The organism is Aquimarina sp. AU58 (genome assembly GCF_900312745.1).
GTDB lineage: Bacteria > Bacteroidota > Bacteroidia > Flavobacteriales > Flavobacteriaceae > Aquimarina > Aquimarina spinulae.
The window spans coordinates 239,454-252,252 of record NZ_OMPD01000014.1 but is presented as its reverse complement, the minus strand read 5'-3'; the positions used below and the strand labels follow the sequence as shown (position 1 = coordinate 252,252).

The 12,799-nt window shown below is 33.7% G+C and carries 11 protein-coding genes; 2 read left to right on the top strand and 9 right to left on the bottom strand.

Annotation, left to right across the window (positions count from 1 at the left end; translation table 11 throughout):
- Positions 1–114: 114 nt before the first annotated feature.
- Positions 115–1,572: an ATP-binding protein gene (locus DK441_RS12850; protein ID WP_109851083.1), complete on the bottom strand. Its 1,458-nt coding sequence runs from the start codon at positions 1,570–1,572 to the stop codon at positions 115–117.
- 103 nt (positions 1,573–1,675) lie between these two features.
- On the opposite strand from DK441_RS12850, the gene DK441_RS12845 reads away from it, so the two are divergent.
- A complete protein-coding gene (locus DK441_RS12845; RefSeq protein WP_109851082.1) occupies positions 1,676–3,367 on the top strand; it encodes an ABC transporter ATP-binding protein in 1,692 nt (563 codons plus the stop codon).
- A gap of 650 nt (positions 3,368–4,017) precedes the next feature.
- Here DK441_RS12845 and DK441_RS12840 read toward each other — a convergent pair.
- The 8 genes from DK441_RS12840 to DK441_RS12805 all read right to left on the bottom strand — a co-directional run bounded on the left by DK441_RS12840 (position 4,018) and on the right by DK441_RS12805 (position 12,095).
- Complete coding sequence (locus DK441_RS12840) at positions 4,018–4,674, bottom strand: CoA transferase subunit B (protein WP_025665255.1); 657 nt, start codon at positions 4,672–4,674, stop codon at positions 4,018–4,020.
- Between the two features lie 2 nt (positions 4,675–4,676).
- Entirely contained in the window at positions 4,677–5,015 is a 339-nt protein-coding gene (locus DK441_RS12835; protein ID WP_109851081.1) for a hypothetical protein, read from the bottom strand.
- Between the two features lie 99 nt (positions 5,016–5,114).
- Entirely contained in the window at positions 5,115–5,756 is a 642-nt protein-coding gene (locus DK441_RS12830) for a peroxiredoxin (RefSeq protein WP_074405685.1), read from the bottom strand.
- Between the two features lie 104 nt (positions 5,757–5,860).
- Positions 5,861–6,568 (bottom strand): CoA transferase subunit A, encoded by a 708-nt coding sequence (locus DK441_RS12825; protein ID WP_109851080.1) that lies wholly within the window; start codon positions 6,566–6,568, stop codon positions 5,861–5,863.
- Positions 6,569–6,670: 102 nt separating this feature from the next.
- Complete coding sequence (locus DK441_RS12820) at positions 6,671–9,001, bottom strand: penicillin-binding protein 1A (RefSeq protein WP_109851079.1); 2,331 nt, start codon at positions 8,999–9,001, stop codon at positions 6,671–6,673.
- 154 nt (positions 9,002–9,155) lie between these two features.
- Complete coding sequence (locus tag DK441_RS12815) at positions 9,156–9,647, bottom strand: gliding motility lipoprotein GldH (protein ID WP_109851078.1); 492 nt, start codon at positions 9,645–9,647, stop codon at positions 9,156–9,158.
- The gene (locus tag DK441_RS12810; protein WP_109851077.1) at positions 9,634–10,902 is read right to left on the bottom strand and encodes a regulatory iron-sulfur-containing complex subunit RicT; all 1,269 of its coding nucleotides are present in this window, start codon (positions 10,900–10,902) and stop codon (positions 9,634–9,636) included. The genes DK441_RS12815 and DK441_RS12810 overlap by 14 nt, the downstream gene beginning before the upstream one ends.
- Before the next feature lie 161 nt (positions 10,903–11,063).
- Positions 11,064–12,095 carry a rhodanese-related sulfurtransferase gene (locus tag DK441_RS12805; protein WP_109851076.1) on the bottom strand — a complete coding sequence of 344 codons (1,032 nt, stop codon included), beginning with the start codon at positions 12,093–12,095 and terminating at the stop codon, positions 11,064–11,066.
- A gap of 282 nt (positions 12,096–12,377) precedes the next feature.
- On the opposite strand from DK441_RS12805, the gene DK441_RS26585 reads away from it, so the two are divergent.
- Entirely contained in the window at positions 12,378–12,542 is a 165-nt protein-coding gene (locus DK441_RS26585) for a hypothetical protein (RefSeq protein WP_159099241.1), read from the top strand.
- Positions 12,543–12,799 lie beyond the last annotated feature (257 nt).

Genomic DNA, 12,799 nt, shown 5'->3' with positions numbered 1-12,799 from the left:
TGTTTATTGTTTTATAAATCTCTTTCAAAATACAGGTAAAAATACATCCCTATTCCAAAATCTTCTGTATCAGTAGATGATAACATTTATATTAGAAATCATCGAAGTAAGACATTATTCTTTTGGAAATCTAACTTTAAAAACAGTGCCTTTTCCTTCTTTTGATGTAAAGGTAATACTTCCATTATAGGTTTCCACAATATTTTTTACCATTCCTAATCCAAGTCCCATACCGCTGGTTTTGGTTGTGAATTTAGGTTCGAAAACCTTCTTAGTATTTTCTTCGGTTATCCCAATTCCATTATCAGCGACTGTAATAAGAACTTCTCCATTCTCTGAGAATACATCCACAATAATTTTGGGGATACGATCTTCGGGAATTGCCTGTATACCATTTTTTACTAAATTAGTGACTACTCTTATCAATTGTGTTCTATCAAACTTAGCAATGATTTTTTCTTTTTCTGAAGGAAAAATAATATAGTCCTCGTTAAAAATATCCAATGCCAGCCCTATGATCTTTACCACATCTAGAGTCTCACTTTTTTGTGCAGGCATCTGTGCAAAATTAGAAAATGCAGAAGCGATAGAACTCATCGTATCGATCTGCTGGATCAAAGTATCGCTATATTCTTGAAGTTTTTGTTGAATTTTAGGGTCGTTGGGGTCAAATTTACGTTGAAAACTCTGCACTGTTAACCGCATTGGCGTTAATGGGTTTTTAATTTCGTGTGCTACCTGTTTTGCCATTTCTCTCCATGCTGCCTCTCGCTCGCTTTTGGCAAGCATTGCAGCACTTTGTTCAAGTTCATCGATCATACTATTATAAGCATTTACCAGTGAATAAATTTCTTCACTTGCATCACCGATATCTATTCGTTTATTTCGCTTATCTAATCGGGTCTGGTCTATAGTTTCAGAAATTGTCTTTAAGGATCTCGTAATGTACTTTGACAAAAAATAAGCCAGAACAATTGCCACTAAAAGCATTAGTAAATACACCTGCCCCAGACGTTGCAAAAACTCTAACAATTCTCTTGTGATTAAATCATCATCTTCAAGATATGGTAAATGTAGAATCCCTAAAGGTTTTGATTTAACATCTGTAATATAGGTATAGGATGTTAAAAATCGTTCTCCATTTTTTTCAGATTTTACCAAATACTTCTTATTATAAAGCGAAGCCAATGTATCTAAAATAATAGGGTTGATTTGGATATCGGTAGTATCTTTTGCAAATCCACCTTCTGATTTAACCAATAATTTTCCCGTAAGCCCATAAATATTAATAGGCATAGAATGTTCTTCAGAAATTTGATAAATGCGATCTTTTTCTCTAAAAATTAATGCTATATTTTCCTTATTTACAGGATAAGTTGTCCTTTTTAATACATTATTAATTGTGATCTGAATTCGTTCTTCTTTTCTTTCTAATCGTCCCTGATGATATTCTTCTGCCTCTTCTTTATATTGATAGATCGTAACGGCAGCAATCAAAATTGAAGCTAGTAATACCAAGATAGTCATGGAAATAAAAATTCGTGTACGAAGAGAAAGTTTTAGTAACCTCATAATATATTTTGACAGGTAAAGATAACAAATATCACACCAAAATAGTTGCAAAAAGAAATCTGTGAAAGCGTTGAATTTCCTAAATTTACCTAACGTTTAAGTTATGGATAATACTACACTGCTTTCTGTACAAAATCTTTGTGTCTCTTTTTTATCTGAAGAAAAAGAAAATCAAGTACTCTACGACATCTCTTTCGACATTCATGAAAATGAAATATTAGGAGTTGTAGGTGAATCTGGAAGCGGAAAATCTGTAGCTTCATTAGCCATCCTGGGGCTACTACCTAATAAAATTTCTAAAATCACTAAAGGGAATATTATCTATGATGATATCTCTTTATTAAGTTTTAATGAAAAAGAATATAGAGCGATTCGTGGTAATGAGATCGCTATGATTTTTCAGGAACCTATGAGTTCTTTAAACCCTTCTATGAAATGCGGAAAACAAGTCGCAGAAATCTTATTTCAGCACACATCACTGTCTAAAGTAGAAATAAAAGCAGAAGTACTTTCTTTATTCGAAAAAGTAAAACTTCCTGAACCTGATCGGGCTTACAAATCATATCCTCATCAATTAAGCGGAGGTCAAAAACAACGCATCGTGATTGCTATGGCTATTGCTTGTAAACCAAAGCTTCTTATTGCAGATGAACCTACAACGGCACTTGATGTAACAGTACAAAAAGAAATTATCGGCTTATTAAAAAGCCTGCAGGAAGAATATAAAATGAGTATTTTATTTATTTCTCATGATCTCTCACTAGTTTCAGAAGTTGCAGATCATGTTTTGGTTATGTATCAAGGAAAGATGATAGAATACGGAACAACCGATACTATTTTTCACACTCCTCAAAAAGAATACACCAAAGCATTAATTAATGCAAGGCCCCCAATGAATGTTAGATATCAAAAACTACCAACTATTGCGGATTTTTTTGAGGATACAGATCAAAAAAAGGAAATCATTACTAAAGAACAGCGACAACAGCATCATCAAAACTTGTATAGTCAACCACCCCTACTAGAAGTTATAAATGTAGAAAAAAGTTATTTTTCTAAGGTTGGTTTATTTGGAAAAGCAGAATTTAAAGCTGTAGATGATGTGAGTTTTAAGCTCTATGAAGGTGAGACTTTGGGGCTCGTAGGAGAATCGGGTTGTGGTAAATCCACTTTAGGAAATACCATTTTACAATTAGATAAAGCCAATAGAGGTCAGGTTATATACAAAGGGCAAGATATCACACAATTATCATCTTCTGAGATACGAAGTCTTCGAAAAGAAATTCAGTTGATATTTCAGGATCCTTTTGCATCACTAAATCCAAGATTAACTGTTGGAAAAGCAATTATGGAACCTATGCAGGCACATAATTTATACAACAATGACAAAGAACGAAAGCAAAAAGTAATAGAATTACTAGAGCGAGTAAGCTTAACCGAGGAACATTTTAACCGTTACCCACATGAGTTTAGTGGTGGACAACGACAACGCATCGGTATTGCGCGTACAATAGCTTTACAGCCAAAACTTATTATCTGCGATGAGTCTGTAAGTGCGTTAGATATCTCTGTACAAGCACAAGTACTTAACTTACTAAATGAGTTAAAAAGTAATTTTGGTTTTACCTACATCTTCATATCACATGATCTGGCTGTGGTAAAATATATGTCTGATCAGTTATTGGTCATGAATAAAGGTAAAATAGAGGAACAAGGAGATGCGGATTTGATTTATGAAAACCCAAAAAGAGACTATACCAAAAAACTAATACATGCGATCCCGCAGGGAAAATAGGTTAAAAAAAGAAAGCTACTCTAAAAAGTTGCATTAAACACGACCCTTACCCTAATTAAAAAAATAGACCTCACAGGTCTTGGAGACCTGTGAGGTCTGAAAAGGACATAAAAAAAACCTGTTAAACTTATACAGGCTAACAGGTTTCATTCATCGCGACTTGGGGAGGTTGCGATTAATTAACAACAAAAAATCACATCAACAAAAATACTTTTTTCGCCACATAAACACAGTTTGAAATCAATTCTATTGTAGGTTTGATCGATTTCTGTAGACGATTTATACGTTTTTTCATAATAGGGGAAACTTGTGTGGGTTAATAATTTTTTTAATCCTTATAAAAAATAATGTTTATAGGGGGCATTATTTTTTATCGGGACACTAATATGCAAAATATTTTCAACAATAACGTTTAAATACACAAAAAAATCGACTAAATACGCAAAATTTTAACATTTAAATGCATATTATTGGTTTTTAAAGGTTAAAGCAAAGGTTTAAGGGTATAGGAATTCACTTGAAAGTGTAGTATTTTTCTTTCAAAAACAAGATAATCGGATCCTGTTATACCTAAACGACTCTTTTATTGATTTATTATTCGTAGAGACTTAATTATTATTCGTTACCATATTCCTAGAATTAGATTTAAATCAATCTAATATCATTTCAGGAATATCACCTTCAATTATGAGGTTTCCTTCTGTGGCATTCTTAATTTCTTCTACAGATACTCCAGGTGCCCTTTCTAAAAGTTTAAAACCTTTATCGGTGATTTCTAGAAAAGCCAGGTTTGTAACTATTTTTTTTACACAACTAACTCCTGTAAGTGGAAGTGAACATTTTTTTAGCAATTTAGACGCTCCTGCTTTATTGGTATGCATCATGGCCACAATAATATTCTCTGCACTTGCTACCAGATCCATTGCTCCTCCCATTCCTTTTACCATTTTACCTGGGATCTTCCAGTTTGCTATATCTCCTTCTTCAGAAACCTCCATTGCTCCTAAAATTGTTAAATCAACATGTTGTCCCCGAATCATCCCAAAACTCATTGCAGAATCAAAAAATGATGCTCCCGGCATTGTGGTAATAGTTTGTTTTCCTGCATTTATAATATCGGCATCTTCTTCTCCTTCAAAAGGAAAAGGTCCCATTCCCAGGACTCCGTTTTCGCTTTGAAACTCTACTTCTATACCTTGAGGGATATAATTGGCAACCAATGTAGGTATACCTATTCCCAGGTTTACAAAATATCCGTCCTGTAGTTCTTTAGCAATACGCTTTGCAATTCCGTTTTTATCTAACATAATTATTTTCTTCTAATCTTATATGAATTAAAATGATTGGTTGACTTACTTTCCTGAATCCATATTAATAATGGTATGGAGATCACAGCCAAAGCTATAAGACCATAAAAACTTAAAAGAACAATAGCAACTACTCCACTTATTATAAGTGCAAAGAGTATTTTCCTATTATCAACAACCGCATCTATTCTATTGATATGTTTCTTATCTTCTTTATTACAATACTTGCATGTAACCTGCACTTCATCACCAATTTTCATTTGTAATTCACCTCTGGTTACTGTTACTGGTTTAAATTTATTTTGAATCTTACATTGAGAGCATGTAAACTCTAATTTCATCTGTTTATATATTTATTGTTTTTTAATGGTCAGATGGAATCGCCATATAATCATTTCGGTTGGGTTTCAACTTAATTGTTATGGCTTATTTCATACTTACTAATTTAAATTAGGCTGAGGTGTCATCCTTAAATAAGGTTTTATCTCTTTATACCCTTTTGGGAATAATTCGGCTATTTCTTCATTAGCTACAGAGGGTACAATAACGCAATCTTCCCCAGGGTTCCAATTTGCTGGTGTAGCTACTTTATGATATGCTGTTAACTGAAGCGAATCAATAACGCGTAATAACTCATCAAAATTTCTTCCAGTAGAAGCTGGATATGTTATTGTAAGTTTGATCTTTTTATCTGGTGCTATTACAAAAACAGAACGTACTGTTAGTTGACTATCTGCATTGGGATGAATCATATCATATAATTCTGATACCTTTCTATCCTCATCTGCGATGATAGGAAAATTAACTGTTGTGTCTTGTGTTTCATTAATATCTTTAATCCACCCGTGATGAGATTCTAAGCCATCTACACTCAATGCAGCAACTTTTACATTGCGTTTATTAAATTCATTTGTGTATTTTGATACTGTACCTAATTCTGTAGTACAAACAGGGGTATAATCCGCCGGATGTGAAAATAGAATTCCCCAGTCTTCTCCCAACCAATTATGAAAATCTATTTCTCCTTCTGTAGTCTGTGCAATGAAGTTTGGTGCTTCATCTCCTAATCTTAATGCAGCCATGATTTGTGTGTGTTTAAGGTTTTAAAAACAAATACTATTATTTGAAGTGGTATACTCTTTTTTCAATAGACTATAAAAATGATTTTACATCTATCAAAAAAAGATTAAACTTCTTCTTTTTTACGAACAGTGCGTTGTTCGATTCTTTTTTCATAATCTTGTCCTTGAAAAATTCGTTGAACAAATATACCCGGAATATGTATATGGTCTGGGTTTAAGGTTCCTGCGGGAACTAATTCTTCTACCTCGGCCACTGTTATTTTTGCAGCACCACACATACAAGGATTAAAGTTTCTTGCCGTTCCTTTAAAGATCAAATTCCCAGCTTCATCGCCTTTCCAGGCTTTTACAAATGCAAAATCGGCTTTAAATGCGTGTTCTAACACATACATTTTGCCATTAAATTCTCGAGTTTCTTTTCCTTCGGCTACTTCGGTACCGTAACCTGCCGGAGTATAAATTGCAGGAAAACCTCCCTGGGCTGCACGACATCTTTCTGCCAACGTTCCTTGTGGGATAAGTTCTACATCTAATTCGCCACTAAGCATCTGACGCTCGAATTCATCATTTTCTCCCACATAAGAAGAGATCATTTTTTTGATTTGTTTCTTTTGAAGTAGAAGCCCTAATCCAAAATCATCAACTCCTGCGTTATTGGATATACAGGTAAGACCTTTGATATTTGATGTTACAAGCTCTGTAATAGTATTTTCGGGAATGCCACATAGGCCAAACCCTCCAAGCATAAAGGTCATATCATCTTTGATACCAACCAAAGCTTCGGTAACATTGGGTACCGTTTTACGAATCATAGTGTTCTAATTTTAGCAGACTAAAAGTACTAAAAAAAACAGTATCTCATCTTTTGAAATTAGATAGTTTTAAGATTTTTTCAATTCACAGACAAAGCTCTTTTAAAGGCTAAATTCTTCTATGTTCTCGCCCTGCACACTATTTCTCTTAAAAGCTTTACAATCTACTTCGATCGTTAAGTTTTCTGGCTTAGGAAAAGCTTTTGTAGAAATTTTTAATGTTTTATCTTCATAGCATTTTTTCATAAATAACGCCCAAACTGGCAATGCCATTGTAGCTCCCTGCCCAAAGGTAGTTGTTCTAAAATGTGTAGCTCTATCATCTCCCCCAACCCAAACTCCTGTACAAAGGTTAGGAACGATACCCATAAACCAACCATCACTTTGATTTTGTGTTGTTCCTGTTTTACCAGCTATAGGGTTTGTAAATTTATATGGGTGACCAGTGACTACATTTTTTATATCATATCTAGATGAAGGTCCTGTACGTAAACGCACTCCAGAACCAGATTGGGTAACACCTTCCATTAGATTAATAGTAACATAAGCGGCTTCTTTACTAATCACATCACGTGTTTCGGGAACAAATTGGTATAAAACAGTTCCATTTTTATCTTCAATACTAGTAATGGTTACCGGTTTGGTATATATCCCCTGGTTAGCAAATGTACTATATGCTCCTACCATTTCTGACAATTTCAAATCTACGGATCCTAATGCTATAGAAGCTACTTCAAGAATATCTGATTCTACTCCCATTTTCTTTGCAAGACGAACAATAGGCTCTGGCCCGATTCTATCCATTAAACGTGCAGAAATTGTATTCACAGATTTGGCTAACGCTTCTTTAAGACTCATATACCCCGTATAGTCTGCATCACTATTTTTTGGTGTCCATCCTTTATCAATGACACCATGAGAACCCGGAGGAATTGTTATTTGCGATTTTGGTATGGTATCACAAGGTGACAGTTTAAGTTGGTCGATTGCAGTTGCATACACAAAAGGTTTAAACGTAGATCCTACTTGTCGTGCTCCCTGATATACATGATCATATTGAAAATGCTTATAATTAACTCCTCCCACCCAAGCTTTGACATGCCCGGTTTGTGGTTCCATAGACATTAATCCCGAGCGTAAAAACTTTTTATAATATAAGATAGAATCTTTAGGAGTCATTATTGTATCTATTGCTCCTTTCCAACTAAATATGCTCATCTCTGCCTTTTCATCAAAAGATTTTCTTATTTCTTTTTCACTTTTACCCTGGCTAAGCATCTTTTTCCATCTGGCAGACGATTTAATACTTCGATTCAGTATTCTTTCTACTTCAGTTTCTGTTAAATCTCTAAAAGGGGTAGTTTTATTATCTTTTTCTTGTTTATCAAATTCTTTCTGAAGATTAGCCATATGTTCTTGCACCGCTTCCTCGGCATATTTTTGCATACGAGAATCTATAGTTACATTAATTCGTAATCCATCTCTATAAATATCAAAATATTCGGGATCACCCTCTGCATTTTCCCCTTTAGGATTTTCTTTTACCCATTTTGACATCCAACTTCTTACGTATTCTCTAAAATAAGTTGCAGTCCCATCATTATGACCTTCTGGAGAGTAATCCAGTTTAAGTGGTAACTGTTTTAAACTATCTCTTTGTTTTTCTGTAATGTACTCATATTTCTCCATCTGATTAAGAACCACATCTCTTCTTGTTTTTACCATTTCTGGTCTACGAAGAGGGTTATATAGTGATGAATTTTTTAACATCCCTACCAATACAGCTGCTTCTTCTACATTAAGGTCTTTAGGGTTTTTTCCGAAATAAATTCTCGATGCAGAACTTATCCCAATTGCTTGATTAAGAAAATCATATTTATTAAGATACATCGTTACAATTTCTTTCTTGGTATATTGTCTTTCTAAACGAGTTGCAATTACCCATTCTTGTATTTTTTGCAAATATCGCTCGATCTTATTTTTTGATCCTCCAGTAAATAATTGCTTTGCCAGCTGTTGTGATATTGTACTGGCCCCACCTTTGGTTCCTAAAAAAACAAATGCTCTTAATGTTCCTCTGGCATCTATCCCAGAGTGATCATAATATCTTGCATCTTCTGTTGCTACCAAGGCATCAACCAAATGTTGTGGTAGATCTTCATAATTTACAGGAGTCCGGTTCTCTTTAAAAAAGGTTCCTATTTGCACCCCATCTGAAGAGATAATCTGGGTTGCCAAGTCATTTTGCGGGTTTTCTAATTCTTCGAATTTAGGCATTTCTCCATAAACTCCCCAACTAGCCAGGAGAAAGAGTAAGGCTATTAAAAACAATCCTGATCCAAATAGTATCCAAAATGCTTTTATGTATTTTATGGTATTACTCACAGGAGTTTTTGCTCTTTTTTTTGTTGATTTGGGTTTTGCCTTTGCCATATCTCAGCTATTTAAATCTATTTTTTAAAAAGATCAGAAGAGGTTTTTTCCCTTTTTGTCGATGTCCTCCTTATCTGGTCTTTCTCTAAAAGTATTTTAATGATATTTTTTTGTCTATCTATGATGGAAGATAGATTCTATCTTTTATAATTTATTAAGGGTTTTGAACATTTTCTATCCTAAATCCTATATCTGTAATTCCTTCTAATGACGATATCCCATTTACTTCACCATTCTTTCTCATGGCATGCTCTATAGTTATCGTATAATTTCCTTTTTCTTTAAAACTTACATTTTCTTTATACCACAATTTATTTTCTTTAAGATCAGAAAAACCAGTTCCTAACCAGTTCCCATCAGGAGCTGCAAGACGATACTCTAATGTATCAGTGAGTATTTTGCCATTTGGAAATTTCATTTCACTAATTAAAAACAAATTGCTGTATTTGTATTCATTATTGTTACGAATATTTATAAATAAATTATAGGATTGTGTTGTGTCGAGTTCTGGAAGTGTAAAACTCGCTTTCTCATCTATTTCCCATGCATTAGCTACTGTATGATAAGTATCGAAAACCTGTTTATCATCGCAGGAGATCATACCAATTACAATACATACTATTAAAAAAAACCTAAGTTTTATCATTATTCCTATTACGAGACCTACGTTTTTTATTACCTCGATTATTTGATTTATTTGTTTTATCAGAATTCCCTTCTTTTGATTTGTTTGAAACTGCCGTTTGCTGATCTGAAGATCTCTTGTTTTTATTTTTTCTTTTGTTACGATTTCTTCTTTTACTACGTTTAGGCTGATCAAATCGCGTTAAGCTATCTTGTCCTACAACGTTCTCAAAATCTGTTTTAGTATCTTCTATTAATTCTGAAGCAAAATCTTCTAAGCTTGCTACTTTTTCATCGTTCTTGTTTGCCGCAATAATTTCATTAACATCTTCGGTAGATATTCTGTGCCAATTCATCCATTCGCCTTCATAGGCATACCATAACAATCCTTTAAAAATATCTATTTTTTGACATACAGCAGTCCCTTTATCTGTTCGAAGCTTTATATCTGTTTTAGGAAAATTATTAAGTGCATCAATATATGCATCTAATTCATAATTAAGACAGCATTTTAGTTTTCCGCATTGACCGGCTAGTTTTTGCGGATTTAAAGATAATTGTTGATACCTAGCTGCACTAGTATTTACAGATCTAAAATCGGTAAGCCAGGTAGAACAACATAGCTCTCGCCCACAGGACCCAATACCCCCTAATCGTGCGGCTTCTTGCCTAAAACCTACTTGTCTCATTTCTATACGAGTATTAAACTCGTGTGCAAACTCTTTTATTAACTGCCTAAAATCCACTCGCTCTTCTGCTGTGTAATAAAAAGTAGCTTTAGATCCATCTCCCTGAAATTCGATATCAGAAATTTTCATTTGCAGCTCTAATCTAATTGCTATTTCACGAGCACGAACCTTCATAGTTTCTTCTCTGTCGCGAGCTTTCTGCCATATATCAATATCTTTTTGAGATGCTTTTCGATAGACTTTTTTTATGTCTTCATTATCAAGTTCAACTTTCTTTTTTTTCATCTGGATACGAACTAACTCTCCAGTAAGAGTAACAATTCCTACATCATGACCAGGAGAAGACTCTGTTGCAACAACATCTCCAATGCTTAAAGAAAGATTTTCTGTATTTTTAAAGAAGTTTTTTCTACCATTCTTAAATCGTATTTCAACATAAGAAAAAGGTAATGATCCACTAGGAAGTGACATATTGGATAACCAATCGAAAACCGTTAATTTATTGCAACCATCTGTACCACAGGTACCATTATTCTTACAACCCTTGGGTTGCCCGTCTTTTGCGGAGGAACAACTGTTACACCCCATATTTTTTATCTATATTGAAATTTGTCTGCGATCATAATCGCAACAAATATGGTTCTTACTAAAGTTAGAAATCTACCATTTCTAACGTATCAATCGTTAAAGATACTATGAAATGAGGATAAAAAAAACTATCTGCTATAGTATCTTCACCTTTTTAGGTGTTACTTTTTATATTTTAATGCTTCAGAACGACCTTTTTTAAAGATCTTATTACTATTTCCTTTCCCTTTTCGCAATGCTTTTTGTTCTTCAAATGATAACCTATTAACTTCCATACATTCTGTCGAGCAACAACTTTCTAGCTCTGCCGCGCAATTTTCACATTGTATAAACAATAGGTGGCATGCTTCATTTTCGCAATTCACATGGGTATCACACGGGGTACCACATTGATGACAATTAGCTATTATATCTTCAGAAATACGCTCTGCTCTTCTATGATCAAATACAAAGTTTTTACCCAGAAATTTATTTTCTAAACCCTGAGCTTCGACTTGTCTTGCATATTCTATAATACCTCCTTCTAACTGAAATACATTTTTAAATCCTTTATGCTTATAATATGCACTGGCTTTCTCACAGCGTATACCCCCGGTGCAATACATTACAAGTTTTTTATCTTCTTTATGATCTTTAAGATCTTCTTCGATAATATCCAAAGAGTCTCTAAACGTATCTACATCGGGTGTAACGGCTCCTTTAAAATGGCCTATTTCACTTTCATAATGATTACGCATATCGACCAGTACCGTATCAGGATCTTCGATAAGTTCATTAAATGCAGAAGCATCAACATGTACTCCTTTGTTGGTGACATCAAATGTGTTATCATCTAATCCATCGGCTACAATCTTTTTACGAATTTTTACTTTTAGCTTCAAAAAGGATTTTGCGTCTTGCTCTCTTGCGATATTGAGGCGTACGTTTTCTAGAAAAGAAATACTATCCAGGTGTTTTTTAAAAGCTTCAAAATTAGGTGCCGGGACAGATAATTGCCCATTTATACCTTCTTTGGCTACATAAATACGACCCAAAACCTCGAGTTCGTTCCAATGAATAAAAAGGTGATTTCTAAAAATTTGTGGATTACCAATATGTGCATATGCGTAGAAAGATAGCGTAAGTCGGTCTGTACCGGCTTCATCAATAAGAGCTGCTCTTTCTTTTGCACTTAATTTGTTGTACAGTTGCATGCTATACTTACGTTTTAAGTTAAAAGAAATAAATTTCGGCAAAAATACAAATCGTAAAGTAATATTCAAAAACTCTTATTTGTGTTTTTAACAAAAAAAGGATTTTGCCATATTCACTACTGTCAAAATATTATTTTTTTGTTAAAAAAATCTCAGTCCTGAAAAATGGAACTCGCAACCTATACTTTTATCTGAAGTAATTCATCTTTTCGCGAAAGATTGACACAAACCTTGAGTGTCATTAAATGTTCAGGGAATATAAATTCTTTAAAAGAAATTATAATGAAAAGCTTTAAAAACCTAATAGGCGCAAAAGTGCTTAACAAAAGACAACAACAGATCATTAATGGTGGGTATATTACCGGAAGTGGTAATTGTGACGATTATTCTGCAATTCCATTATGCAAACCTAGAGACACAGATAATTCGGATAATGCAAATCAATAAATTCTAATTTCTGAATTTAAAAAATGCCTTGAAACTTATTCCAAGGCATTTTTTTGGGCTAATTCGTTATTAAATAATTTAACGATTAAAAAAATATAATAACGAAGCTAGCCACCTTCTACTATACAATTACTAATTTTAGTAATTGTGCAGCCATCAAGATTATGTCTTACGACCTTTTTAAGAAATTTCATCTCTCTTTCCTTCTGCTTTTGTTCATGTTTGCTTTTTATATAGATGCTATAAAAACAAAAGGG